General features: G+C 68.6%; 21 protein-coding genes and 1 pseudogene. 11 read left to right on the forward strand and 11 right to left on the reverse strand.

Annotation, left to right across the window (positions count from 1 at the left end):
• Positions 1 to 334: 334 nt before the first annotated feature.
• Positions 335 to 1,627 (forward strand): OmpP1/FadL family transporter, encoded by a 1,293-nt coding sequence (locus MARPU_RS12060; protein WP_005224999.1) that lies wholly within the window; start codon positions 335 to 337, stop codon positions 1,625 to 1,627.
• Between the two features lie 99 nt (positions 1,628 to 1,726).
• Here the strand turns inward: MARPU_RS12060 and dsrE2 are convergent, their stop codons facing one another.
• The 3 genes from dsrE2 to MARPU_RS12075 form a co-directional block, all read right to left on the reverse strand.
• On the reverse strand, positions 1,727 to 2,206 hold the full coding sequence (gene dsrE2, locus MARPU_RS12065) for a sulfur carrier protein DsrE2 (RefSeq protein WP_005225000.1): 480 nt from the start codon (positions 2,204 to 2,206) through the stop codon (positions 1,727 to 1,729).
• Positions 2,207 to 2,267: 61 nt separating this feature from the next.
• Positions 2,268 to 2,498, reverse strand: coding sequence for a sulfurtransferase TusA family protein (locus tag MARPU_RS12070; protein ID WP_005225001.1), 231 nt, complete (start codon positions 2,496 to 2,498; stop codon positions 2,268 to 2,270).
• 145 nt (positions 2,499 to 2,643) lie between these two features.
• Positions 2,644 to 2,964 carry a rhd_2599 family sulfurtransferase gene (locus tag MARPU_RS12075; protein WP_005225002.1) on the reverse strand — a complete coding sequence of 107 codons (321 nt, stop codon included), beginning with the start codon at positions 2,962 to 2,964 and terminating at the stop codon, positions 2,644 to 2,646.
• A gap of 95 nt (positions 2,965 to 3,059) precedes the next feature.
• On the opposite strand from MARPU_RS12075, the gene cysG reads away from it, so the two are divergent.
• Positions 3,060 to 4,481 carry a siroheme synthase CysG gene (cysG, locus tag MARPU_RS12080; RefSeq protein ID WP_005225003.1) on the forward strand — a complete coding sequence of 474 codons (1,422 nt, stop codon included), beginning with the start codon at positions 3,060 to 3,062 and terminating at the stop codon, positions 4,479 to 4,481.
• A 219-nt stretch (positions 4,482 to 4,700) separates the two neighbouring features.
• Here the strand turns inward: cysG and MARPU_RS12085 are convergent, their stop codons facing one another.
• Entirely contained in the window at positions 4,701 to 6,263 is a 1,563-nt protein-coding gene (locus MARPU_RS12085; RefSeq protein ID WP_005225004.1) for a CYTH and CHAD domain-containing protein, read from the reverse strand.
• Between the two features lie 236 nt (positions 6,264 to 6,499).
• Between MARPU_RS12085 and tal the strand changes: the two genes are divergently transcribed.
• From tal to lon, 3 genes are read left to right on the forward strand one after another with little or no spacing between them, the layout of a single operon-like run.
• Positions 6,500 to 7,465, forward strand: coding sequence for a transaldolase (tal, locus tag MARPU_RS12090; RefSeq protein WP_005225005.1), 966 nt, complete (start codon positions 6,500 to 6,502; stop codon positions 7,463 to 7,465).
• On the forward strand, positions 7,459 to 8,268 hold the full coding sequence (gene rsmA / locus MARPU_RS12095; RefSeq protein WP_005225006.1) for a 16S rRNA (adenine(1518)-N(6)/adenine(1519)-N(6))-dimethyltransferase RsmA: 810 nt from the start codon (positions 7,459 to 7,461) through the stop codon (positions 8,266 to 8,268). The genes tal and rsmA overlap by 7 nt, the downstream gene beginning before the upstream one ends.
• A gap of 36 nt (positions 8,269 to 8,304) precedes the next feature.
• Complete coding sequence (gene lon / locus MARPU_RS12100; RefSeq protein WP_005225007.1) at positions 8,305 to 10,737, forward strand: endopeptidase La; 2,433 nt, start codon at positions 8,305 to 8,307, stop codon at positions 10,735 to 10,737.
• Between the two features lie 106 nt (positions 10,738 to 10,843).
• On the opposite strand, the gene MARPU_RS12105 is transcribed toward lon, so the two are convergent.
• A complete protein-coding gene (locus MARPU_RS12105) occupies positions 10,844 to 12,265 on the reverse strand; it encodes an aminotransferase-like domain-containing protein (protein WP_005225008.1) in 1,422 nt (473 codons plus the stop codon).
• A gap of 147 nt (positions 12,266 to 12,412) precedes the next feature.
• Between MARPU_RS12105 and MARPU_RS17730 the strand changes: the two genes are divergently transcribed.
• Positions 12,413 to 12,550 carry a hypothetical protein gene (locus tag MARPU_RS17730; RefSeq protein ID WP_156929273.1) on the forward strand — a complete coding sequence of 46 codons (138 nt, stop codon included), beginning with the start codon at positions 12,413 to 12,415 and terminating at the stop codon, positions 12,548 to 12,550.
• Between the two features lie 56 nt (positions 12,551 to 12,606).
• Here MARPU_RS17730 and rfbD read toward each other — a convergent pair whose 3' ends face one another.
• From rfbD to MARPU_RS12135, 6 genes are all read right to left on the reverse strand, one after another.
• Positions 12,607 to 13,518 (reverse strand): dTDP-4-dehydrorhamnose reductase, encoded by a 912-nt coding sequence (gene rfbD, locus MARPU_RS12110; RefSeq protein WP_005225009.1) that lies wholly within the window; start codon positions 13,516 to 13,518, stop codon positions 12,607 to 12,609.
• Entirely contained in the window at positions 13,515 to 14,078 is a 564-nt protein-coding gene (rfbC, locus tag MARPU_RS12115) for a dTDP-4-dehydrorhamnose 3,5-epimerase (protein ID WP_025275317.1), read from the reverse strand. The genes rfbD and rfbC overlap by 4 nt, the downstream gene beginning before the upstream one ends.
• On the reverse strand, positions 14,078 to 14,956 hold the full coding sequence (gene rfbA / locus MARPU_RS12120) for a glucose-1-phosphate thymidylyltransferase RfbA (protein WP_005225011.1): 879 nt from the start codon (positions 14,954 to 14,956) through the stop codon (positions 14,078 to 14,080). Before rfbA ends, rfbC begins: the two co-directional genes overlap by 1 nt.
• A gap of 10 nt (positions 14,957 to 14,966) precedes the next feature.
• Positions 14,967 to 16,022 (reverse strand): dTDP-glucose 4,6-dehydratase, encoded by a 1,056-nt coding sequence (gene rfbB / locus MARPU_RS12125; protein ID WP_005225012.1) that lies wholly within the window; start codon positions 16,020 to 16,022, stop codon positions 14,967 to 14,969.
• Between the two features lie 36 nt (positions 16,023 to 16,058).
• Entirely contained in the window at positions 16,059 to 16,634 is a 576-nt protein-coding gene (gene ssb, locus MARPU_RS12130; RefSeq protein WP_005225013.1) for a single-stranded DNA-binding protein, read from the reverse strand.
• Between the two features lie 167 nt (positions 16,635 to 16,801).
• Positions 16,802 to 18,220 (reverse strand): MFS transporter, encoded by a 1,419-nt coding sequence (locus tag MARPU_RS12135; RefSeq protein ID WP_005225014.1) that lies wholly within the window; start codon positions 18,218 to 18,220, stop codon positions 16,802 to 16,804.
• Positions 18,221 to 18,315: 95 nt separating this feature from the next.
• Here MARPU_RS12135 and uvrA point away from each other — a divergent pair, with 95 nt between their 5' ends.
• The 5 genes and pseudogenes from uvrA to MARPU_RS17255 form a co-directional block, all read left to right on the forward strand.
• Positions 18,316 to 21,141 carry an excinuclease ABC subunit UvrA gene (gene uvrA / locus MARPU_RS12140; RefSeq protein ID WP_005225015.1) on the forward strand — a complete coding sequence of 942 codons (2,826 nt, stop codon included), beginning with the start codon at positions 18,316 to 18,318 and terminating at the stop codon, positions 21,139 to 21,141.
• Between the two features lie 59 nt (positions 21,142 to 21,200).
• Entirely contained in the window at positions 21,201 to 23,387 is a 2,187-nt protein-coding gene (recQ, locus tag MARPU_RS12145; RefSeq protein WP_025275319.1) for a DNA helicase RecQ, read from the forward strand.
• A 4-nt stretch (positions 23,388 to 23,391) separates the two neighbouring features.
• Positions 23,392 to 23,979 (forward strand): pseudouridine synthase, encoded by a 588-nt coding sequence (locus tag MARPU_RS12150; protein WP_005224779.1) that lies wholly within the window; start codon positions 23,392 to 23,394, stop codon positions 23,977 to 23,979.
• A gap of 330 nt (positions 23,980 to 24,309) precedes the next feature.
• Positions 24,310 to 25,284, forward strand: coding sequence for an ARPP-1 family domain-containing protein (locus MARPU_RS12155; protein ID WP_005224778.1), 975 nt, complete (start codon positions 24,310 to 24,312; stop codon positions 25,282 to 25,284).
• A gap of 280 nt (positions 25,285 to 25,564) precedes the next feature.
• Positions 25,565 to 25,861: pseudogene (locus MARPU_RS17255) on the forward strand (nitrogenase iron-molybdenum cofactor biosynthesis protein NifE); the annotation flags it as partial.
• Positions 25,862 to 25,890: the final 29 nt, after the last annotated feature.

Raw genomic sequence — 25,890 nt, forward strand, 5'->3', positions numbered from 1 at the left:
ACCACCCATTCCGTTCGAGCGGCACCAATGTACACCCTAAGTATCCGCTCGATGTATGCGCCGATGATTCCCCCGATCCATGGGTGGATTAGCGTCAGCGCTTCGCATACAGTTGTGCGCCGCCGCCCGGGAGTAACAGATCGGCAACATGGCGCAACCCGTATCCCATCCGTGCGCCCGCTGCCTGTCGGCGGTTCTCGCGAACCCGCTGTTTCGCCCGACCGGCCCCGCGGTCGAGAAGACCGTCCCGAGACGGCACCGACACGGTCACCGGCCAACAGAGATCACCGTCGATTCGACCTCATCCAGAGACAGCAAGCACAGAGGGATATCCATGTTCCAACGCCAGCTCCCCCATGCGGTCGCCCTGACCGCAGCCGTCGGCGCACTCGCCGTCCAGGCCCCGGCACAAGCCGCCGGCTTCGCCCTGCCCGAGGCCTCGATCGCCGGTCTCGGTACCGCCAATGCCATGGTCGCCAATCCCGACGAGACCGGTGCCTTCGCCTACAATCCGGCGGCGATCGCCTTTCATGACAACTCGAGCATTGCCGCCGGCGGGCTGCTGATCAGTCCATCCTTCTCGGTGCGCACCGCCAGCGGCGAGCACGAGAGCCAGGGCGCCGACTGGCTCGCCACCCCGCAGCTGCAGATCGCCGCGCGGATCAACGAGCGCTGGAGCCTGGGGCTCGGGGTGAGCGCACCCTTCGGGCTCGAGACCCGCTGGGAGGACGGCACCTTCCCGATGGTCAGCGGCACCCGCACCCTCGCCGTCCCGGCGCCGCTCGACCCCGAGGTCCCGCTCGGTCAGCCGACCGCGAGCAAGCTCGAGGTGATCCAGATCGCCCCGACGGTCGCCTATCGCGTCAACGACACACTCAGCGTCTCGGCCGGGCTCGACCTCTACTGGGGCAAGAGCGCCAAGCTCAACTCCACCGCCGGACAGCTCAGCGGCGACGGCGCCGGTGTCGGTTTCAACCTCAGCGCGCTCTACGTCCAGGGCCCCTGGAGCCTGGGCGCCTCCTTCCACTCCGCCTCCAGCGTCGGGCTCGACGGTCACTATGTCGTCAACAGCCAGACCTTGGTTGCGATCGGCGCCGCCGAGCAGAGCCAGGCGGCCAAGATCGACTTCGATCTGCCCTGGCGCCTGCAGCTCGGCGTGCGCTACGAGTTCAACCCGCAGCTCGCCGTCGAGTTCGACTGGACCCGCACTGGCTGGACCGAGTTCGACACCCTGGAGATCAAGGGCCGCACCACCGGCGACCTGATCTTCGCCGACACCAATGGCTGGACCGACACCAACGCCTACCGTCTCGGCGTGACTTATCAGCTGCGTCCCGACACCCAGCTGCGCTTCGGCTATGCCTTCGACGAGACCGGCCAGGGCGATGACCACTTCAGCGCGCGCGTGCCGGACAACGACCGTCATCTGTTCAGCATCGGCGTGGCGCACAGCCTCGACCGCGGCCTCTCGCTCGAGGCCGGCTACATGTACGTGATGGCCGAGGATCGCAACTATCGCAGCAACACCGCCTACAGCGGCCACGGCGTCAACGGTACCGATGCCCTCGACGGCGACTACGAGATGGATGCCCACATCTTCGGACTCGAAGTGGTCAAGGTCTTCTAGACAGCGACAGGCGCGGACCGAGCAGCGAGCCGCGCCGGAAACGAAAAGCGCCGCCCATGCGGGCGGCGCTCGAAGGCAACGGCGAACGATCCGCCGAGATCAGATATAGAGACAGATGTCGCTGTCGCCGGCGAACTCGAAGAAGGACGTGGCTCCCGCGTACTCGACCCCATCGATGAAGTCATCGGTATCCATGTCGAACAGATCGACGGTCATCTGACAGGCGATCAGTTTGACTTCGGCCTCGAGACAGAGTTCGCGCAGCTCCTCGACGCTCGCCACGCCCTTGCTCTGCATCTTCTTCTTCATCATCGCGGTCATCATGCCCTGCATGCCGGGCAGCGCCAGCCCCAGCACCGGGAACCACTTGTCCATGCCCAACGGCATCGGCATCCCCGGGTTGCCCAGTGGCGTGACTTCGAGCTTGGGCTCCTTCTTCAACAATTGCAGCCCGTAGAAGGTGCAGAAGATCTGGGTCTCATAGCCCAGTGCCGCCGCGGTGGATGCCAGAATGAAGGGCGGATAGGCCCAGTCGAGCGAACCCTTGGTGGCGATGATCGCCAACTTCTTGTCTTCCATTCAGTCCTCCTCGTGGGTCACATCGGGGCGCGCGGGCGACGCGCGCAACACGCCGGCGTCGTCAGGACTTCTTGATCAGGAAGTGGAACTTGCCTCCATCCTCCTTGGAATCCATCAGCTCATTGCCGGTCTGCTTGGCAAAGGCGTCGAAATCGCGCACCGACCCCGGGTCGGTCGCCACCACATGAAGCACCTGACCGGCACTCATCGCATTCAGGGTCTTCTTGGCGCGCAGGATCGGCAACGGACAGTTGAGACCGCTCGCGTCCAGTTCTTGGTCGAAGTCTGCCATCGGGTACCTCCGGTTCAGGGGCTGGTGGGTGAAGGGACGGGTATGAATCCGAGGGTTCGGCGTTATAGGCGAAACCCATTGAAAAGGCAACATATCGAATTGATTAGTCGTCTTTTTCCTGATCGAAAAGGCCCTGATTCCAGGCTCACGCAGGTGCCACGACCGGATAACCGTGACGTGCCCAAGCAATGATCCCGCCACGCAGATTGATGACGCGGTCATAGCCCTGTTGCTGCATGTAGGCACAGGCCTGATAGGAACGCGCGCCACTGCGGCAGTAGAGCACGATATCGCGATCACGCGGCAGTTCGGCGAGACGCAGTGGAATCAGGTGCATCGGCAATTGCATAGCATCGGGAATCATGCCCTGCGCCATTTCGGCGGGCGTGCGGATGTCGACCAGCAACTGATCCTCGCCATCGCTGATGCGCTGCTGTAATGATTCGGAGTCGATCTCGTTGATCACCGGGGCTTCTACCACAATTCTAAGTATTTAAGTATATTAATGACTTTTGACAACCAACTCAATGACGCTGTGGGGCCTAAACCCCTGAGATGACCATGGAACTTCTCCCCATCTTTCTCGACATGCAGGGGCAGCCCTGTCTGGTGGTCGGCGGCGGCACCACGGCGGCACGCAAAGCCGGCAACCTGCTGCGCGCAGGCGCCGAACTCACCCTGATCTCCCCGGCCCTGAGCGACGAACTCGCCGAGCTGGCCGAGAGCGGTCGGCTACGCCATCTCGCGCGTTGCTTCGGCCCCGAGGACATCCCCGGCAACCGGCTGGTGATCGCCGCCACCGACGACCGCGACACCAATCATCGCGTCGCCGAGATCGCCAAGGGACACGGTATCCCGGTCAATGTGGTCGACGACCCCGAGGCCTGCAGCTTCCTGCTGCCCTCGATCGTCGACCGCTCGCCGGTGGTGATCGCCGTCTCCACCGGACGCGCCTCGCCAGTACTCGCCCGATTGCTGCGCACCCGGCTCGAGGGGCTGATCCCGGCCGGCTATGGACGGCTCGCCGAACTCTGTCGGCGCTACCGCGCACCGGTCAAGCAGCGCTTCGACGATGCTCGCGATCGGCGCCGATTCTGGGACCGGGTCCTGCTCGGCGGCGTCGCCGAGCGTATCTTCGCCGGCCAGCAGGACGAGGCCGAACGACTGATCCGCCAGGAGTTGGACACCGACCCCGAACACATCGAGATGGGCGAGGTCTATCTCGTCGGTGCCGGTCCCGGCGACCCCGACCTGCTCACCTTCCGCGCACTGCGACTGATGCAACAGGCCGACGTGGTGGTCTACGACCGTCTGGTCTCCACCCCGATCCTGGAGATGACCCGGCGCGACGCGCGCCGCATCTATGTCGGCAAGCAGCGCAACCATCACGCCATGCGCCAGGAGGAGATCAACCAGTTGCTCGCCGAACTGGCCAAGGACGGGCACCGGGTGCTGCGCCTCAAGGGCGGCGACCCGTTCATCTTCGGGCGCGGCGGCGAGGAGATCGACACCCTCGCTGCCGAGGGCGTGCCCTTCCAGGTCATTCCCGGGATCACCGCCGCCTCCGGCTGCGCCTGCTACAGCGGCATCCCGCTGACCCACAGAGACTACGCGCAATCAGTGACCTTCGTCACCGGGCATCTCAAGGACGGCACCATCGACCTCAACTGGTCGGCGCTCGCCCAGCCCAACCAGACGGTGGTCTTCTACATGGGCCTGGCGGGGCTGCCGGTGATCGTCGAGCGGCTGCGCGCGCACGGCGTGGCGGGCGACATGCCGGTGGCGCTGGTGCAGCAGGGCACCACCCACATGCACCGGGTCTATGCCGGCACGCTCTCGACCATCGTCGAGCAGCTCGCCGCCGACCCGCCGGAGCCGCCGACGCTGATCATCGTCGGCGAAGTGGTACGCCTCCACGACAAGCTCGGCTGGTTCGAGCCGCCCGAGACCGCCGCCCCGGCCACCAGCGCCCCCACCCCCTGACCTCATCGATCCGCGCCATCGGGCGCGGCTCGACGGCCACCTCGCGGCCTCTGTCGAGCGCGCGCCGCCGGACGGGTCCCGCAAACATCCCCTTTTCCCGGATGGTCGCGCCTCGCTGCCCGAACGCCACCCGCGCGCCGGACTCGACGGCCTGATCGTCCCGGGCACGGCGGGCAGCACCCGACTGCACCACTGACTTCAGGCTTCACCGCAGCGGGTTCAGCCCCCGAACAGCAGCCTCAACCGCGCTCGCGACGACTTCGCACGAAACGCTCCGAAGACCTCGTCGAAGGCGGCGCGATCGTCCTGCTGCTGCGCCAGCAGCTGACCGATCAAGGCGCCGACAGCAAGCAGGGTGTCGCTGTCGGCCTCGCCGGCCTCGAGCATCCGCCGCGCCAGCACGCGCAGACGCTCAGCCTGCACCGCCCGATCCTGGAAACCACCGAGGTTGTCAAGGAGGTCCTTGGTCTGACGGATCGCCCTGCGGATCTCGCGGCGTGGATAGAGGCTGTGGAAGAACTCCATCATGTAGCGCAGCTTCTTGCAGCGCTTGCGCAGCGCGTGCAGCGCCTCCGGCGGTGCGTCCGCGCCGATCGCCGTGCCCTCGCGCAGCACCTGACGCACCAGCCGCCGCAACCGGGCGTCGACCACCGCCTTGACCGGGCGCCGCGCGGCGGGACCCAGCGCCTCGGGCGCGAGCGGGGTGTCGAGGAAATCGTGCCAGTCGGCGAGCAGGCGCGCGCAGGTCTCGCCGCCGAGCGCATCGGCCAGCGCCCGCTGTGCTGCGGCGTGATCGGCGAGCAGACGCTCGAGCAGGGGATCGAGCGCACCGCGCAGCGCCTCGGGCAGCCCGGCGCGCTGGTGCGCGAACTGCTCGAGCTGGACGTCAAGATCGCGCACCGGCCCGGTGACCCGCTGCAGCCAGGCAAACCCCTCGCGAAAAGGCCGCAGCCGCGTCTCCGGGAAGATCGCCCCGAACTGACCGAGCGCCGAGCGGGTGCGCCGGGTCGCCACCCGCAGGTCGTGGAGGAACTCGGGATCGATCGCCGCGCGTGCACCCTCGACATTGGCCTCCAACGTTCCGAGCAGCTCGCGCAACACCGCGCGCGCGGCCTGCTCGGCGCTGGTCTCGGGGGCGATGTCGAGACCGAGCTTGGAGGAGTAATCGCCCGGTCGCCGCCCGATCGCCGCCAGCGCCTCGACTACCACCGACGCCTCGGTCGAGCGCAGCTCCAACGCCCGTTCGAGCCCGTCGATCAGACGCTCGCGCTGGCGCCGCGCGCCCTGACCGGGCAGCACCCGCAACCGCGGCGCCAAGCCCCCTGCCACGGAGCCGTTCGGGTCGCGATAGCGCGTGCGCTCGATGGCAAACCTGAGCAAGGTGTGATCATCATCACTCAGCACGCGATGGATCTCGGCCCGAGTATCGAGCTGGATCAGCGGTAACAGACGCCGCTCCCCACAGCAGCCGAGCAACCGTTCGCGCAGCGCCCCCGCCGGGAGATGCGCCGGAAAGCCCGGTGGTGCGTCGAGTTCGAGCACCAGCTGACGCTCGCGCGGATCGAGTGGCAGGCGGATCAGGTGCCAGCGTGGACCACGCCCCTGACAGGCGAGCATGGCGCCGTCGCCATGGACCGCCCAATCGAAGGTGTCGTAATAGACTCGTCGGGTCGACTCGGTCGAGGACGGCGCCAGCCGTCCCTGCCCCCGGACCCAGGTCTCGAGACGTGCAAGCGAGACACCCGCGGGCAACAGATAGTCATCAGATTCCGATTCGCGCATGAACAGCTCCTGCAGACGGCACCGGCCCCGATTGACACAGCAACCGCTGGCGCGAGGCGTGCATTCAACGGGGTGTCGGTGTCATTATGGAAAATTTTCCGGGCAAGGGTGTGCCGGTCCGGCCCGCAGAATCGGAATCGTCACCATTTTGGGCTAGGGTCAATGGAACCGGCGGCGCGGCGACGCGCCCTAAATTCATCGACCTCATCCCGAAATCCATACAAGGACATCACATCATGAGCAAGCTCGATCAACTGCGCTCCATGACCACCGTGGTCGCGGACACCGGCGACTTCGAGTCGATCGTCGAGTACCGCCCCCAGGACGCCACCACCAACCCCTCGCTGATCTACAAGGCGGCGCAGATGCCGCAGTACCGCGAGCTGGTCGAGGACGCGCTCGATTTCGGCCAGACCAAGGGCAAGGGCGAGGAACGCACCCGCTGGACCATGGACAAGCTGGCGGTGAACTTCGGCACCGAGATCCTCAAGATCGTCCCCGGCCGGGTCTCCACCGAGATCGACGCGCGGCTGTCGTTCGACACCGAGGCCACGGTGCGTCGTGCCGAGGGCCTGGTCGAACTCTACGAGGCCGCCGGCGTCGATCCGCGCGAGCGGGTGCTGTTCAAGATCGCCTCGACCTGGGAGGGCATCCGCGCTGCCGAGCGACTCGAGCGTCAGGGCATCCACTGCAACCTGACCCTGCTGTTCAGCTTCGCCCAGGCGGTGGCCTGCGCCGAGGCCGGGGTCACCCTGATCTCGCCCTTCGTCGGTCGCATCCTCGACTGGTACAAGAACGCCGAGAACGTCGCCGGCTACCCCGCCGACGAGGACCCGGGCGTGTGCTCGGTCACCCGTATCTACAACTACTACAAGCGTCACGGCTACCAGACCGCGGTGATGGGCGCGAGCTTCCGCAATCTCGACGAGATCCTCGAGCTTGCCGGCTGCGACCTGCTGACCATCTCCCCGGCGCTGCTCGGCGAGCTGGCCTCGACCGACGGCGAGGTCTGCCGCCGACTCGACCCCGAGCGTGCCCAGGGCATGGAGATCGAACGGGTCAGCTTCGACGAGACCAGCTTCCGCTGGGCGCTCAACGAGGATGCCATGGCCACCGAGAAGCTCGCCGAGGGCATCCGACTGTTCGCCGCCGACACCCGCAAGCTCGAACAGTTCACCCGCGAGGTCTGCAAACATTGCTGACACCACACCAGCCCCGTAAGCGCTTCGGGCAGAACTTCCTCCACGACCAGGGCGTGATCGCCCGTATCCATGCCGCCATCGCCGCGCGCCCCGGCGAACGCCTGGTCGAGATCGGTCCCGGCCAGGGGGCGATCACCGCCGGACTGCTCGAGGCCGTGGGGGAGCTCGACGTGGTCGAACTCGATCGCGACCTGATCGAGCCGCTGCGCGCGCGACTCGGCGGGCGCGGCACCCTGCGCATCCATAACGTCGACGCGCTGAAGTTCGACCTCTGCGCGCTGCGCCAGGGGCCGGAGGAGCGGGTGCGAGTGGTCGGCAACCTGCCCTACAACATATCCACACCGCTGCTGTTCCACTTCCTCGCCCAGTCGCGCTGTCTCGCCGACCTGCACCTGATGCTGCAGAAGGAGGTGGTCGATCGCATGGTCGCCGAGCCCGGCAGCAAGATCTATGGCCGGCTCTCGGTGATGGTGCAAACCCAGTGCCGAGCGCGCAGCCTGTTGCGCATCGGACCCGGCGCCTTCAACCCAGCCCCCAAGGTCGACTCCGCGGTGGTGCGCCTGGAGCCGGTCGCCGAGCGCTATCCGCTCGCCGACCCCGAGCACCACGCCCGCATCGTCGCCGCTGCCTTCGGCCAGCGACGCAAGACCCTGCGCAACAGCCTCTCCGGGCTGGTCACGCCCGAGCAGTTCGCACGCGCCGGGATCGATCCGGTGCGGCGCGCCGAGACCCTCTCGGTGACCGAATACGCCACCCTGGCCAACGCCGCGACTTGCAAAGCCCCGCGGGAGACAGAAGACTAAGGGTTTTTTCGACGACAGACTCGAAGAGGTTCACACATGCCGGATGAGCGATTGGACGAGGACGACGTGATCGAGGCGGAGGCCGAGGAGACGGCCTCGCGTTCGGAGCCGGTCACGCTCGCACGCGCCAACGACGTCCTGCCGACCGAGCTGCCCCTGCTGCCGGTCGCCGCCCGCCCCTTGTTCCCCGCTCAGGCGGTGCCGCTGACGATGAGCGCCGAGCACTGGGCGCCGACGCTGCAGCGGGTGGCCGACAGCGAGCACAAGATCCTCGGCGTGGTACTGGTCGGGGCCGAGCGCTCAGAGGAGGCCGGCGCCGATGACTTCTACACCATCGGCACCGCCTGTCGAGTGCACCGTATCCATCACCAGGACGGCCAGCTGCAAGTGCTCGTCGAGTGCCTGCAGCGCTTCCGGCTCGCCGGCTGGCTCGCGCGCGAGGCACCCTTCAGCGCCCGGGTCGAGTACCTGCCTGAGCCCGACGGCGGCCCCGACAGCGAGATCAAGGCCTATGCCATGGCGGTGATCAACACCATCAAGGAGTTGCTCCCGCTCAATCCGCTCTATGTCGAGGAACTGCGCATGTTCCTCGATCGCTTCGGCCCCGATGATCCATCGCGACTGGCCGACTTCGCCGCCTCCAGCATCACCACCTCCAACGCCGAGCAGCTCCAGGACGTGCTCGAGACCCTGCCGCTGCTGCCGCGCATGGAAAAGCTGCTGGTGCTGCTCAACACCGAACTCGAACTGGCGCGCGCCCAGCACAAGATTCGCCGCAGCGTCGAGGAGAAGATGCAGAAGCATCAGCGCGAGTTCTTCCTCCGCGAGCAGCTCAAGGCGATCCAGAAGGAGCTGGGCATCGCCAAGGACGACCGCACCGCCGAGATCGATCGCATCGAGGCGCGCATCGCCGAACTCGATCTCACCGAGCAGGCGGCCAAGCGCGTCGAGGAAGAACTCGACAAGCTGCGTATCCTCGAGACCGGCTCGCCGGAGTACGCCGTCACCCGCAACTATCTCGACTGGGTGAGCCTGCTGCCCTGGGGCCGACACTCGACCGACAGGCTCGATCTCAAGCGCGCACGCCGCGTGCTCGATCGCGACCACTACGGGCTCGAGGACGTCAAGCGACGCATCCTCGAGTTCCTCGCCGTCGGCATCCATCGCGGCGAGATCGCCGGCTCGATCATCCTCCTGGTCGGCCCACCCGGTGTCGGCAAGACCTCGATCGGGCGCTCGATCGCCGACGCCCTGGGTCGGCGCTTCTATCGCTTCTCGGTCGGCGGCATCCGCGACGAGGCCGAGATCAAGGGGCATCGACGCACCTATATCGGCGCCATGCCCGGCAAGTTCGTGCAGGCGATGAAAGACGCCGGCACCGCCAACCCGGTGATCCTGCTCGACGAGATCGACAAGATCGGCGCCTCCTACCACGGCGACCCAGCCTCGGCGCTGCTCGAGGTACTCGATCCGGAGCAGAACGGCGATTTCCTCGACCACTATCTCGACCTGCGCCTCGATCTCTCCAAGGTGCTGTTCGTGTGCACCGCCAACCAACTCGACACCATCCCCGGCCCACTGCTCGACCGCATGGAGGTGATCCAGCTCTCCGGCTACATCGCCGAGGAGAAGCTGCAGATCGCGCGCAAATACCTGCTGCCGCGCCAGATTGAGCGCGCCGGTCTGGAGAAGGGCGCGGTCAAGCTCGACACCCGCACCCTGCGCGCGCTGATCGAGGGCTATGCCCGCGATGCCGGGGTGCGCCGACTCGAGAAACAGCTCGGAAAGATCGTGCGCAAGGTCGCCGTCGAGCTGCTCGAGGACGCCGAGGCCCCAGTGGTGATCGGTCGCGACCAGCTCCAGGGTTATCTCGGCAGCCCGGTGTTCCGCGACGAGCGCAAACTCTCCGGACCGGGCGTGGTCACCGGGCTGGCGTGGACGGCGATGGGCGGCGCCACGCTGTCGATCGAGGCGGCGCGCACCCACGGCTTCAACCGCGGCTTCAAGCTCACCGGCCAGCTCGGCGAGGTGATGAAGGAATCGGCCGAGATCGCCTACGGCTATCTGGTCGGCAACGCCGCGCGCTTCGGTGTCGACCCGGACTTCTTCGAGCACGCCTTCATCCATCTCCACGTCCCCGCCGGGGCCACCCCCAAGGACGGTCCCTCAGCCGGCATCACCATCGCCAGCGCGCTGCTCTCGCTGGCCCGCGGCGAGCCGATACGACGCATCGCCATGACCGGCGAGATCACCCTCACCGGCGAGGTCTTTCCGGTCGGCGGCATCCGCGAGAAGCTGATCGCCGCGCGCCGCGCCGGGATCAAGGAGATCGTGCTGCCGGTCGACAACCGGGGTGAGTTCGACGAGGTCCCGGAGCATGTGCGCAAGGGCCTGACGGTGCACTTCGCCACGCACTTCGACGACCTGCTGCCGCTGCTGTTCGCGCCACGCGGGCGCAAGCGCGGCTGAACCCCGCCCGCCCCACGGTGGACGTGGGGCCGCCCGCGCCGACGACCAGATCGACGAGGCGGACTGACAAGGCCGGGGCTGTCTCCAGCGCGCTGTCGGAGCCCCCTCACCCCTCGGCCAGCTCGTGCGCCAGCGCGCCGAGCCGGCGCAGCGCGCGTTCCACCGCCGGGGTCCAGGGCACCGCGGCGTTGAGCCGCAGACAGTCGCGATACTTGCCGCTGGCCGAGAACATCGGCCCGGGGGCGATGCTGATCCCCTCGCGATGGGCGCGCGCGTGCAGCGCCATGCTGTCGATCCCCGCCGGCAGCTGCAGCCACAGCAGGAAACCGCCGCTCGGTCGGGTCACCCGGGTGCCGGGCGGGAAATGCCGCTCGACGGCATGACGCATCCGCCCCACCGCCAGCGCAAACCCTGCGCTGACTTCGCGCAGATGACGCAGATAGGCACCGCTGGCGAGCAGCTCGGCGAGGGCGAGCTGGAGCACCGAGGGGGCGGCCAGGTTGGTGGCGTACTTGAGGAACTCGATACGCTCGAACTCGACGCCCGGCGCGACCCAGCCCACCCGCATCCCCGGCGACAGGGTCTTGGAGAAGGAGCCGCAGTAGATCACCCCGCCGCCCCGGTCATAGCGCTTGGCGGTGTCCGGGCGCACCCCGGAGAAGGCCAGGTCGCCGTAGATGTCGTCCTCGATCAGCGCCACCCCGTGAGCGGCCAGCAGCTCGGTCAGGGCACGCTTGCGCGCGCTCGAGAGCACCGCGCCGAGCGGGTTGCTGAAGTTGGTGGTGACGATACAGGCGGCCACCGACCACTGCTCCAGGGCGAAGCCGAGTGCCTCCAGACTGATGCCCTGGGCCGGATCGGTGGGGATCTCCAGCGCCTGCAGCCCGAGCGCATCGAGCGCCTGCAGCAACCCGTAGTAGGTCGGTGACTCCACCGCCACCACGTCGCCGGGACGGGTGAGCGCGCGCAGCGCCAGGGTCACCGCCTCCAGGCAACCGCTGGTGATCAGCAAGGCGTCCGGGTGCAAGGGAGTGCCGTGTGCGCTCAGGTGGCGGGCGACCTGACGACGCAGCGCCTCGAGCCCGGGCGGGAAGGCGCAGTCGATGGCCGTGTCGGGGTGGCGTCGGTAGGCGGTGGCCACCGCTCGCGCCAGCGCCTTGCGCGGCAGCAGCCGGGGATCGGGCACCGCCGCGCCGAGCTGGACGAAAGCCGGGTCGTTGGCCGCCTGCAGCAACCGCAACACCATGTCCTGTCCGCGCACCGGCGCCGGTGCCGGGGGCGGCGTCGAGATCGCCGGCTGGGCCGCCTGGGTCGGCGCCTGCACGTAATAGCCTGAACGTGCCCGCGCCCGCACCCGCCCCTGCGCCTCGAGCCGGTGCAACGCCTCAAGCACGGTGCCGATGCTCACCCCGAACTCGCGTGCCAGTCGTCGCACCCCGGGCAGCCGTTCGCCCGGGCGATAGAGCCCGTCGCGCATGCGCGTCTCCAGCGCGGCGGCGATCTCGGCATAGCGATAGGATGTCGACATAACAGGTACAGTTTCCCGACAACCGACCGGTACAGATGGCACGAGAGCGACAACTGTACCAGTCATTTTCCTTGGATTTGTCTCTGTGCCCGCTGCAGCGTGACGCCTAGCCTAATGACTCGCAAGCTTAGGCAGGAGGAGGACGGGATGTCGACATCGAGGGGACGACAGGCACTGGGATGGCTCGCGGCGCTCGCGGCACTGCTCGCCATCGTCGTGCTGGGCACGGAGATCGGCCCGCCGGTGGCCGGGGAGACAGTGCCCGCGTGCCGCGCCTGTCCGTGAGCGGTGCGGGTGCGGCGACGGCGCCCGGCGGGCGACGGCGCCACCGGAACGGCGGTTCAGTCGAGTTCCTCGAGACACTGCACCAGCGAGTCGCGCCAGTGTGGCATCGCCAGCCCGAAGGTGCGCTCGAAGCGACCGTTGTCGAGCACCGAGTAGGCCGGACGCGGCGCCGGCGCAGGATACTCCGAGGAGGGGATCGGGGTGAGGTTGCAGCCCTCGCCACAGGCCTCGAGGATGGCGCAGGCGAAGCCGTACCAGCTCACCTCGCCGCCGCCGGTGAGGTGATAGAGACCGCCGACCTCGTCGAGATCGAGTTCACCGCGCAACACCCGGTAGAGCACCTGGGCGGTCATCTCGGCGAGCATCCGGCTCCAGGTCGGTGAGCCGATCTGGTCATCGACCACGCGCAGCTCGTCACGCTCGGCGAACAGTCGGCGCATGGTCAGCAGGAAGTTCGCGCCGCGCGCGCCATAGACCCAGCTGGTGCGGAACACCAGGGCGCGGGCACCGGAGTCGAGCAACGCGCGCTCGCCGACGAGCTTGGTCTCGCCGTAGACGTTGAGCGGATCGGGCTGGTCGTCCTCGGTGTAGGGACGCCCGAGGGTGCCGGAGAAGACGAAGTCGGTCGAGTAGTGCACCACCGGGACGGCGCGCTTGGCGAGCAGCACGCCGAGTTCACCGACGGCCTCGGCGTTGATCCGCCGCGCGCTGTCGCGATCCTGCTCGGCGCGATCGACCGCGGTATAGGCCGCGGCGTTGATCACCGCGTCGGGACGCGCCTCGTCGACCAGCCGCGCCAGCGACTGCGGATCCATCAGGTCGATGCTCGGCCCGTACTCGCCCTCGAGCGACGCGGCCACCACCTCGCCCAGTCCGGCGAGGGTGCGACGCAGCTCCCAGCCGACCTGGCCGTTGGCGCCGATCAGCAGCAGGCGTGGACGCTCGGGGGTCTGGTGTTTCTGACTCATGCGTAATCCTCGTAGCCGGGGAGACGATCCGCCGGGATGTCGGCCAGGCAGTGTGCCTCGCTATCCTTCTGCGACAGCGACGGCACGCCCTCGAGCGGCCATTCGATACCGATCGCGGGGTCGTCCCAACGGACGCTGAACTCGGTCTCTGGACTGTAGTAGTCGGTGTTCTTATAGACGAACAGGGCATGCTCGCCGGTCACCACGAAGCCGTGGGCGAAGCCCGGCGGGACCCAGAACTGGCGCTTGTTCTCGCCCGAGAGGGTCACCCCGGTCCAGTGGCCGAAGTGCGGTGAGCCGCGACGAATGTCGACGGCGACGTCGAACACCTCGCCCTCGAGCACCTGTACCAGCTTGCCCTGGGCGCGCGGGTGCTGCACGTGCAGGCCGCGCAGCACACCGTGGGTCGAATAGGACTGGTTGTCCTGCACCAGCGGCGGGATGCCGAATTCGGCATAGCGGTTGGCGCGATAGGTCTCCAGGAAGTAGCCGCGCGCATCCCCGAACACCTTGGGTTCAAGGATCAGCACGCCCGGCAGTTCGGTCTCGATCACCTGCATCATTGCACCCGTTTCAGCAGTCCCAACAGATACTCGCCATAGCCGCTCTTGCGCAGCGCCTCGCCGGTGGCGCGCAGGGCCGCGGCGTCGATCCAGCCGTTGAGGTAGGCGACCTCCTCCGGACAGCAGATCTTCAGCCCCTGGCGCTTCTCGATGGTCTCGATGTACTGCCCGGCCTGCATCAGCGACTCGTGGGTGCCGGTGTCGAGCCAGGCGGTACCGCGACCGATGCGGTCGAGATAAAGCTCGCCGTGTTCGAGGTAGCGCGAGTTGAGATCAGTGATCTCCAGCTCGCCGCGCGCCGAGGGACGCAGCGTGCGCGCCCGCTCGCAGACCTTGCCGTCGTAGAAATAGATTCCGGTCACCGCCCAGTTGGATTTGGGGTCGGTGGGCTTCTCCTCCAGCCCGATCACCCGGCCATCGCTGTCGAACTCGGCCACGCCGTAGCGCTCGGGATCGGAGACGTAGTAGCCGAACACCGTCGCCCCCGACTCGCGGGCACTCGCCGCCTTGAGCTGATCGACCAGACCGTGACCGTAGAAGATGTTGTCGCCGAGGATCAGACAGCTGGGGTCACCGGCGATGAACGCCTCGCCGATCAGGAAGGCCTGCGCCAGTCCGTCCGGGCTCGGCTGCTCGGCGTAGGAGAGCTTGATGCCCCACTGACTGCCGTCGTCGAGCAGCGCGCGAAAGTGCGGCAGGTCGCGCGGGGTGGAGATGATCAGGATGTCGCGGATCCCCGCCAGCATCAACGTCGCCAGCGGGTAGTAGATCATCGGCTTGTCGTAGACCGGCAGCAATTGCTTGCTGAGGGTCCGGGTGAGCGGATAGAGACGGGTGCCGGATCCGCCGGCGAGGATGATTCCCTTTCTGTTCATGCGTCGCTCCTCAGTTGTCGGCACCACCGAGACGCTCGCCGCGATAGCTGCCGTCGGTCACCCGCGCGCACCACTCGGGATGACCGAGATACCACTCGAGGGTACGGCGCAACCCGCTCTCGAAGGTCTCCTGCGGCGTCCAGCCAAGCTCGCGACGGAGCTTGGAGGCGTCGATCGCATAGCGGCGGTCGTGACCGGGACGATCCTTGACGAAGGTCTTGAGCGCGGCGTGGGGGCGGTGCGGGGCCTCGGGCAGCAGCTCGTCGAGCAGCGCGCAGAGGGTGTCGACCACCTCCAGGTTGGTGCGCTCGCTGTTGCCGCCGACGTTGTAGACCTCGCCTGGGGTGCCGGCCTCGAGCACCCGCCAGATCGCCCGGCAGTGGTCCTCGACGAACAGCCAGTCGCGCACGTTGCCACCGTCGCCATAGATCGGCAGCGACTCGCCACGGCTAGCCTTGAGGATCATCAGCGGGATCAACTTCTCGGGGAACTGGTAGGGGCCGTAGTTGTTCGAGCAGTTGGTGGTGAGCACCGGCAGGCCGTAGGTGTGGAACCAGGCGCGCACCAGATGATCCGACCCGGCCTTGCTCGCCGAGTAGGGCGAGTTGGGGGCATAGGGCGTGGTCTCGGTGAAGGCCCCGGTAGGGCCGAGCGAGCCATAGACCTCGTCGGTAGAGACATGGAGGAAGCGAAAGCCCTCCGGCTCGCCGCGCTCGACCCAGTAGGCGCGCGCGCTCTCGAGCAGATTGAAGGTGCCGACCAGATTGGTCTGCACGAAGTCACCCGGGCCGTCGATCGAACGATCGACATGGCTCTCGGCGGCGAAGTTGACCACCGCGTCGACCTGATGTTCGCGCAGCAGCCGCGAGACCAGCTCGCGGTCGCCGATGTCGCCCCGCACGAAGTGGTGACGCGGCTCGTCCTCGAGGTCGGCGAGCGAGTCGAGGTTGCCGGCATAGGTCAGCAGGTCGAGGTTGACCACCCGGACATCGGGCTGGGCAAGCGCCAGGCGCACGAAATTGCTACCGATGAAACCGGCGCCACCGGTGACGAGCAGGGTCTGCATGGGTCTCTCCTTATGGGTCTCTCCTCGAGGTTCGGGTCAGAACGGGATGTCGTCGTCGAAGTCCGCCCCGCCGCCGAACCCGCCCGAAGGGGCGCCACCCGAGGGCGCGCCGCCGCTGCCACCGCCGGAATAGCCGCCACCGGAGTAGCCTCCGCCCTGGGATCCACCCTGAGGTCCACCCTGGCGACCGCCCCCCTGGGGCGCGCCGCGCGGCGGCTCATCGTCGAAGGGCGCGGAGCTGCCGTAACCGCTGCCACCGCCGGCGCGGCCATCGAGCATCTGCATGGTCCCGCTGATGTCGACCACCACCTCGGTGGTATAGCGATCCTGGCCGTCCTGACCCTGCCACTTGCGGGTGCGCAGCTTGCCCTCGATATAGACCTTCGAGCCCTTGCGCAGATACTGCTTGGCGACCTCGGCGACCTTGCCGAAGATGGCCACGCTGTGCCACTCGGTGCGCTCGCGGGTCTCGCCGGTGGCGCGATCGCGCCAGCTCTCGCTGGTGGCCAGGCGCAGGTTGGCCACGGCGTCGCCGCTGGGCATGTAGCGGACCTCGGGATCGGCCCCGAGGTTGCCGATCAGGATCACCTTGTTGACACCACGTGTCGCCATCTCTTCCTCCCGCCTGACGCGGCGCGCCGGGCGTGTTGCATTCGTTTCGAGTGATACAGGAGGATCGACGCGCACCCGTTCCCGGGCGACGCCGATCCGATATTCGGTTCGTCTCCGTCGTCACCGCCGCGGGCGACGACCCTGCGGGGTCTGCGCGGGGTCGGATCTCAGGCGCCGGCCGAAAGGGTCTGCAATCTTGCCCAATCGAGTCGACGACTGTCCACCTTGAGGTAGGCGACACCCTCGTCGAGCGCCACTACCACCTCACGCACCCCGGGCTCGGCGAGCAACCGGCGCTCCAACGCCGCCGCGTCCCCCGCCCCCGGCGCCAGCGTCAGCACCCGTCGCCCCAGATCCTCGGGCATGCGCATCCCCGTCAGCAGCGCGACCCAGGCCAGCGACACCAGCACCCCGACCAGATAAACGGCATCCGGGCCGAAGCGCTCGTGCGCCCAGCCACCGAGCACGCCACCGAGGAAGGCGCCGACGAACTGGGCGCTGGAGAACACCCCCATGGCGGTGCCCTTGGCGCCGGCGCGCGCGCGCTTCGAGACCAGCGAGGGCAGCACCGCCTCGAGCAGATTGAAGATGGTGAAGACCACCACCAGCAACGCACCGAGCACCCACAGCGATTGCCCGAACAGGGCGAAGCCGAGCAGCGCCGTCCCGAGCGCGATCACCGAGCCGAGCAGCACCTCGCGCGCCCGGCCACGGCGCTCGGCGAGAACGATGAAGGGCACCATCGCCGGGATCGCCAACAGCACCACCGGCAGATAAAGTCGCCAGTGCGACACCGCCTCCAACCCCGCAGCCTCGACCGAGAGCGGCAGCACCACGAACAGGCTGACCATGGTCAGGTGCAGCATGAAGATCGCCAGATCGAGCCGCACCAGGGTCGGGTCGGCGAGCACCCCGCGCAGCTGGTCGAGCGCCGGCTGGGCGTCGCGATGGAGCTGCGAGCGCTCGGGATCGGGCACCAGGGTGTAGAGCAACACCATCCCCGCCACGGCCAACGCCGCGGTGACCCAGAAGATGCCCGAGACCCCGATCCAGCGCGCCAGCACCGGACCGAGCACCAGCGCCGCGGCGAAGGACAGCGCCACGCTGATGCCGATGGCGGCCATGCCCTTGGTGCGCACCTCCTCGCGAGTCAGATCGGCGGTCAGCGCAATGATCGCCGCGGCGATCGCGCCGCTGCCCTGCAGCACCCGACCGATGATCACCCAGTGGATGTCGTCGGCCAGCGCCGCCACCACGCTGCCCACGGCGAACAGCAGCAGGCCACCGAGGATCACCGGTTTGCGCCCGATGCGGTCGGAGAGCAGTCCGAGCGGGATCTGCAACAGCGCCTGGGTCAACCCGTAGGCGCCGATCGCCAGTCCGACCATCAGCGGGGTGGCGCCGGCGAGTTCGTGCGCATAGAGCGCGAACACCGGCAAGATCATGAACAGACCCAGCATCCGGGTGGAGAAGATGGCGGCGAGTCCGGCGGCAGCGCGCCGTTCGGTGGGTGAGAGGGACGGGCTCGGTGTCTCTGTCTGGCTCACGGCCACTGGCCTTTGCTTCTGGTACGCGAAGCTTCGCATAATAGCAGTTTGCCCTGGGCCGGCGCAGGCCGGACCATCGGCGTGGCGGCGAGCGCGCCTCCTGCCATCGACATCGAGACCTCTGCGGCCAGCCCATGGACACCATCCGCATCCGCGGCGCACGCACCCACAATCTCAAGGGGATCGACCTCGATCTGCCGCGCGAGCGGCTGATCGTCTTCACCGGGCTGTCGGGCTCGGGCAAGTCCTCGCTCGCCTTCGACACCCTCTACGCCGAGGGTCAGCGGCGCTATGTCGAGTCGCTCTCGGCCTATGCCCGGCAATTCCTCTCGGTGATGGACAAGCCCGACGTCGACCACATCGAGGGGCTCTCGCCGGCAATCTCGATCGAGCAGAAGACCACCTCGCACAACCCGCGCTCGACCGTCGGCACCATCACCGAGATCTACGACTATCTGCGCCTGCTCTTCGCCCGCGCCGGCGAGCCGCGCTGCCCCACCCACGGCGTGGCGCTCGCCGCCCAGACGGTCAGTCAGATGGTCGACCAGGTGCTCGCCCGCCCCGAGGGCGAGCGGCTGATGCTGCTCGCCCCGGTGGTACGCAACCGCAAGGGCGACCACCAGCGCCTGCTCGGCGAGCTGCACGCCCAGGGCTTCGTGCGCGCGCTGATCGACGGTGCCATCCACGAGCTCGACGCCCTGCCGGCGCTCGACGCCAAGCGCCGACACGACATCGCCCTGGTGGTCGATCGCTTCCGCGTGCGCGCCGACCTCGCCAGCCGTCTGGCCGAGTCCTTCGAGACTGCGCTGGCGCTCACCGAGGGCGTCGCCAGCGTCGTCGCCCTCGACGCGCCCAATCAGCCGTTGCTCACCTTCTCGGCCAACTTCGCCTGCCCGCACTGCGGCTACAGCATCACCGAGCTCGAACCCCGCGCCTTCTCCTTCAACAACCCCGCCGGCGCCTGCCCGGAGTGCGACGGTCTCGGCATCGAGCAGTTCTTCGACCCCGACAAGGTCGTGATCCACCCCGAGCTGAGCCTCGCCGGCGGCGCGGTGCGCGGCTGGGACCGGCGCAACGCTTATTACTTCGGGCTGATCCGCGCGCTCGGCGCGCACTATGGCTTCGACGTCGAGACCCCCTGGCGCGAGCTGCCCGAGACGGTGCGCGAGCGGGTGCTGTTGGGCAGCGGCGAGGCGCGCATTCGCGTGCGCCTGCCCAACGAGCGCGGCCCGGGGCGCGAGCGCCCCTTCGAGGGGGTGATCCGCAACATGGAGCGGCGCTACCGCGAGACCGAGTCGAACACCGTGCGCGAGGAGCTGGCGCGCTATCTCTCCCACCAGCCCTGCCCCGCCTGCCAGGGCTCGCGCCTCAACCAGGCAGCGCGTCACGTCTTCATCGGCGAGCACAACCTGCCGGCGCTGACCGCGCTGCCGGTGGGCGAGTCGCTGCGTTTCTTCGAGGGACTCAGGCTCACCGGCGCGCGCGGCGAGATCGGCGCCAAGGTGATCGGCGAGATCGCCACCCGGCTGCGCTTCCTGGTCGATGTCGGCCTCGACTATCTCACCCTCGAGCGCAGCGCCGACACCCTCTCCGGCGGCGAGGCCCAGCGCATCCGCCTGGCCAGCCAGATCGGTGCCGGGCTGGTCGGGGTGCTCTATATCCTCGACGAACCCTCGATCGGGCTGCACCAGCGCGACAACGCCCGGCTGCTGCGCACCCTCACCCATCTGCGCGACCTCGGCAACACGGTGATCGTAGTCGAGCACGATGAGGATGCGATCCGCGCCGCCGACCAGGTCGTCGACCTCGGCCCCGGCGCCGGTGCCCACGGCGGCCAGGTGATCGCCCAGGGCAGCGCCGCAGAGATCGCCGATGATCCCGCCTCGCTCACCGGACGCTATCTCAGCGGCGCCGAGCGCATCGCCATCCCGACCCGACGCCAGCCCCCCGACCCCGAGCGCCAGCTGCGCATCCTCGGCGCGCGCGGCAACAACCTGCGCGCCGTCGACGTCGCCATCCCGGTCGGCACCCTGTGCTGCGTCACCGGGGTGTCGGGCTCGGGCAAGTCGACGCTGATCAACGACACCCTCTACCCGGTCGCCGCGCGTCACTTCAACGGCGCCAGCCTGCGCCCGCGCCCGCACGGCGCGATCGAGGGGCTGGAGCACTTCGACAAGGTCATCGACATCGACCAGAGCCCGATCGGGCGCACCCCGCGTTCCAACCCGGCGACCTACACCGGGCTGTTCAACATGGTGCGCGAGCTGTTCGCCAACGTCCCCGAGGCCCGCGCCCGGGGCTATGGCCCGGGGCGCTTCAGCTTCAACGTCAAGGGCGGGCGCTGCGAGGCGTGCAAGGGCGACGGGCTGATCCGCGTCGAGATGCACTTCCTCCCCGACGTCTATGTCCAGTGCGAGACCTGTCAGGGCCGACGCTACAACCGCGAGACCCTGGAGATCCGCTACAAGGGCAAGCGCATCGACGAGGTGCTCGACCTCACCATCGCCGAGGCGCTGGAGTTCTTCGCCGCCATCCCGCTGATCCAGCGTCGGCTGCAGACCCTGGTCGATGTCGGCCTCGCCTATGTCCGGCTCGGCCAGAGCGCCACCACCCTCTCCGGCGGCGAGGCGCAGCGTGTCAAGCTCAGCCGCGAACTGGCCAAGCGCGCCAGTGGCCGCACCCTCTACATCCTCGACGAGCCGACCACCGGGCTGCACTTCCACGACGTGCGCCAGCTGCTCGAGGTGCTCCACCGGCTGCGCGACCAGGGCAACACCGTGGTGGTGATCGAGCACAACCTCGACGTCATCAAGACCGCCGACTGGATCATCGACCTCGGCCCCGAGGGCGGCGACAAGGGCGGCGAGATCGTCGCCACCGGCACCCCCGAGGCGATCGCCGCCGAACCGCGCTCGCACACCGGGCGCTTCCTCGCCCCGCTGCTCGCGCGCGGCTGGTGAGCCGAGGCCCGCTTCACACGACGCCGGCGCAACGAGGCCGGCGAGGAGTCCGTTCCCAGGTGCAAGAGACACCCCTGCAGATCCTCAACCGCGTCTTCGGCTACGAGCGCTTCCGCGGCGACCAGGCCAAGATCATCGACCGCCTGCTCGACGGCGACGATGCGCTGGTACTGATGCCCACCGGCGGCGGCAAGTCGCTGTGCTACCAGATCCCGGCGCTGCTGCGCCCCGGCACCGCCATCGTGGTCTCGCCGCTGATCGCGTTGATGCAGGATCAGGTCGACGCGCTGCGCCAGCTCGGCGTCGCCGCCGCCTATCTCAATTCATCCCTCGACCCGGAGGCGGCGCAGGACGTCGAGCAGGCGTTGCGCGCGGGCACCCTGGATCTGCTCTACGTCGCCCCCGAACGGCTGCTCACCGAGCGCTTCCTCGCTCTGCTCGGCGAGGCGCGCATCGCGCTCTTCGCCATCGACGAGGCGCACTGCGTCTCGCAGTGGGGGCACGACTTCCGCCCCGAGTACATCCAGCTCGGGCTGCTCCACGCGCGCTGGCCCGAGGTGCCGCGCATCGCCCTCACCGCCACCGCCGATGCGCCCACCCGCGCCGAGATCGTCTCGCGCCTGGGGTTGGAGCGGGCACACCAGTTCGTCTCCAGCTTCGACCGCCCGAACATCCGCTACCGAGTGGTGGAGAAGGCCAGCCCGCGCCAGCAGCTGCTCGACTTCCTCCGCCGCGAGCACCCCCAGGACGCCGGCATCGTCTACTGTCTGTCGCGCAAGCGCGTCGAGGAGACCGCCGCCTTCCTCGCCGCCGAGGGCTTCACCGCCCTGCCCTATCACGCCGGGCTCGCCGCCGAGCAGCGCCGCGCCCATCAGGCCCGTTTCCTGCGCGATGAGGGGGTGGTGATGGTCGCCACCATCGCCTTCGGCATGGGCATCGACAAGCCCGACGTGCGCTTCGTCGCCCATCTCGACCTGCCCAAGAGCCTCGAGTCCTACTACCAGGAGACCGGCCGCGCCGGGCGCGACGGCCTGCCCGCCGACGCCTGGATGACCTACGGCATCGGCGACCTGGTCACCCTCAGACGGATCATCGAGGACTCCGAGGCCGACGAACGCTTCAAGCGCATCGAGCGACAGAAGCTCGACGGCATGCTCGGCTACTGCGAGACCATCGCCTGTCGCCGTCAGGTGCTGCTCGAGTACTTCGGCGAGCACCTCGCCGAGCCCTGCGGCAACTGCGACACCTGTCTCGAGCCGGTCGCCACCTGGGACGGCACCGAGGCCGCGCGCAAGGCGCTTTCGTGCATCTATCGCACCGGCCAGCGCTTCGGCAGCGCCTATCTCACCGACGTGCTGCTCGGCAAGGACCACGAGCGCATCCGCCGCTTCGGTCACGACCGGGTGAGTACCCACGGCATCGGCCAGGAACTCGGCGCCGCGCAGTGGCGCTCGGTCTATCGCCAGCTGGTCGCCGCCGGGCTGGTCGAGGTCGACCACCAGGGCCACGGCGCGCTGCGCCTCACCGAGCGCAGCCGCCCGCTGCTGCGCGGCGAGGCCCGCATCGAGCTGCGCCGCGACCCCGAGCCGCGACGCGCCCAGCGCGCCCGCCAAGGCGCCGTCGAGACCGCGCCGCGCGACGCCGAGGCCCAGGCGCTGTGGGAGGCGCTGCGCGGCCATCGGCGCGAGCTGGCCCAGGCCAACAACGTCCCGGCCTATGTGATCTTCAACGACGTCACCCTGCAGGAGCTGCTCGCCCACCGCCCGCGCGATCTCGACGAACTCGCGCGCATCAGCGGGCTCGGCGAGGCCAAGCTCGAACGCTTCGGCGCCGGACTGCTCGCCGTGCTCGAGGCCCACGCCGCCGAGCACGGCCGCCCCGCGGGCACCGCCGCGCCGCCACCGCGCGCCACCCCCCGGCCCCGCGCGCCGCGTGGGCTCGGCGACAGCGAGCGCGAGACCCTGACGCTGGCGCGCACCGGCGCCGATGTCGCCACCATCGCCGCGCGCCGCGGTCTCAAACCGCGCACCATCCACGGTCATCTCGCCCGCGCGGTGGCCGCCGGCGAGCTCGACGCGGCCACCGCCACCGGGCTCGACGCCGCCAGCCTGAAGCGCATCGAGACGGCCTTCGCCGCGCTGCCCGAGAACGCCATCAGCCCGCTGCGCGCGCTCCACGAGGCCCTCGGCGGTGAGTTCGACTACGGCGTGCTACAGTGCGTGCGCGCCGCCCTGGAGCGTGATTGACCCGATGTCCCGTCTGATCCTGCTCAACAAGCCCTATGGCGTGCTCTGCCAGTTCTCCGGCGAGGGCCCAACCCTCAGCGACCACGTCCCGCTGCCCGGCGTCTATCCCGCCGGGCGGCTCGACAAGGACAGCGAGGGGCTGCTGCTGCTCACCGACGACGGCCAGCTCCAGCACCGCATCAGCCACCCCCGACACAAGGCCTGGAAGACCTACTGGGTGCAGGTCGAGGGCACCCCCGAGGCCGCACAGCTCGAGGCGCTCGCCGCCGGCGTCGTGCTCAAGGACGGCCCGACCCGTCCGGCGCGGGTGCGTGCCATCGCCGAGCCGGCGCTGTGGCCGCGCGAGCCGCCGGTACGCTTTCGCAAGTCGGTGCCCACCGCCTGGATCGAGATCGCCATCCACGAGGGGCGCAACCGTCAGGTGCGGCGCATGACCGCCGCCGTCGGCCTGCCCACCCTGCGGCTGGTGCGCATGGCCATCGGTCAGTGGCGGCTCGACGGGCTCGAACCGGGGCGCTTCCGCGTGCTCGACCTGCCGGCCCCGAGCCGTCGTCGGTACGCGAACCGCAAGGCCACAAAGCGCCCCCGCTGAATCAGCTCGCGCATCACGATCCCCGATACGGATGGGCGACGACCCGTCGCGGTATTGCGTAAACGCAATAAATCGACGCATCTCCCAGGATGCCCACCCCGATCGTCATACACTGGGCGACCAGGGCGCTGCCGAAGCGGCCCGCGCCCTGCTCAACCAAGGCCCAGGTCTCCAGCGTCCCGCCGCGGAGACCTGGGTCGACAGCTGCATACCGGATGCGAAGACCGGGGCCCGTGCGCCCCTGCCCGGCACGCTCTCAGGAAGGAGACGACCGCCGCATCTGGCCGAAGTCAGGACATCAAGTGTTTCCGGCACAAGGAGAACGCCTTCATGGATAGGCTCCACCACCACCTCCCGGCGCTCGCGCTCGGCGATACACTGCATCATCTCAACATCGGCCTCACCCCGATCTGCGACCCACGCCCGAGCGCGGCCGATCATCTCACCCTGAGCGCCGCGATCAAGACCGGTCAGGCGCACCTGCAGACGCACGACGCCCGCGCCCAAGCACCAGGGGCCAGGCTCGACAACCAGGGCGCGCGTCCACTGCTGCTGCTCGAGGGCGAGTCGCTCAGCGGCGCGGCGTCGGACCAGGTTCTCGAGCACAGCCTGCTGGTACCGCCCCGCAGCACCATCGGACTCGCCCTCTCGCCGCTCGGACGCTCACCCGCTCCACAGCCCCGCGACCGCCCCCGATCCTCCGGCCAGCTGCTGTTCGCCAGCGCCCGCGCCCGCAGCGCCGCGCGGCTCAGCACCCGACTGTTCGGCGAGCCTCCCTATCCGGGACAACCACAAGCACTGTGGGAAGAGGTCGCGCACAAGCGCGCGCGCATGGACTGCAACGATCCGGCACGCCCCGGCCTCGAAGCGCTCTACGACGAATACGCTGAGTTCATCGCGCAATACGTCGCGGCCCTGCCGCCGCAACCGGACCAGATCGGCGCCATCCTCGCGATCAATGGTCGAGTCTGCGGCTTTGAACTCTTCGCCCACCCGGCCATCCTCCATGAACTGCTGCCACGGATCATCGCCAGCTATGCGCTCGACGCCATCGAGTGCCTGAACTTCACCCTGCAGCAGCCCCAGCCGGAGGTCCCCGGCACCTTGCTCGACGCCCTGAGCAGCGCCCCGGTGATGACCCTGCCGCTCGGCGCCGACAGCGAACTGCTGCGCCTGACCGCGCCGGGGCTGAGTGGCGGCGCGCTGATCGCCGAGGGACGACTGCTGCACCTGCACGCCTATCGCAGCCCCTTCCCCGCTCAACCCGAAACCCCTCTCAGCGCACCACCACAGCTCAACGGCTGAGGGACAGCGACGAGCTTCCAGCCGCCAGCCGCCAGCCGCCAGCGACCAGTAGGTGCCCGACCCCACCGTCGCCGTCAGAGACACGCGCTGACCGGCGGCTGATCGCTGAAGGCTGGCGGCTGACTTCCCCGTCGCCTTGTCGCAAACCCCGCAAAGACGTCGGTTGTCCGACAGCGCATCACATGCTTGGTGCCGATCACGTTTGCGATTCAATCGGATAGGAGACGGCACGATCCGTGCTGCTGGCTCTTGCCGTAAAGGAATTCGCCAGGGGTGACCGATGAAGCGGAAAGAGATCACGGCGCTACTCGACGAGCCGGCCTGTACGCACAACCACAAGGCCAAGCCGGGATGCGTGCGACTCAAGCCGGGCGCGACCGCCGGAGTCTGTGCCTTCGACGGCGCGCAGATCGCGCTGCTGCCGATCGGCGACGTGGCGCACCTGGCGCACCTGGCGCACCTGGCGCACGGCTCGATCGCCTGCACCGGTAACTCCTGGGACAACCGCAGCGCACGTTCGAGCGGTCCCAACCTCTATCGCATCGGCATGACCACCGATCTCACCGAGGCGCCGATCGCCCGCGAGGAGGTCGCCACCGACACCTG

This window comes from Marichromatium purpuratum 984, from assembly GCF_000224005.2.
Lineage (GTDB): Bacteria > Pseudomonadota > Gammaproteobacteria > Chromatiales > Chromatiaceae > Marichromatium > Marichromatium purpuratum.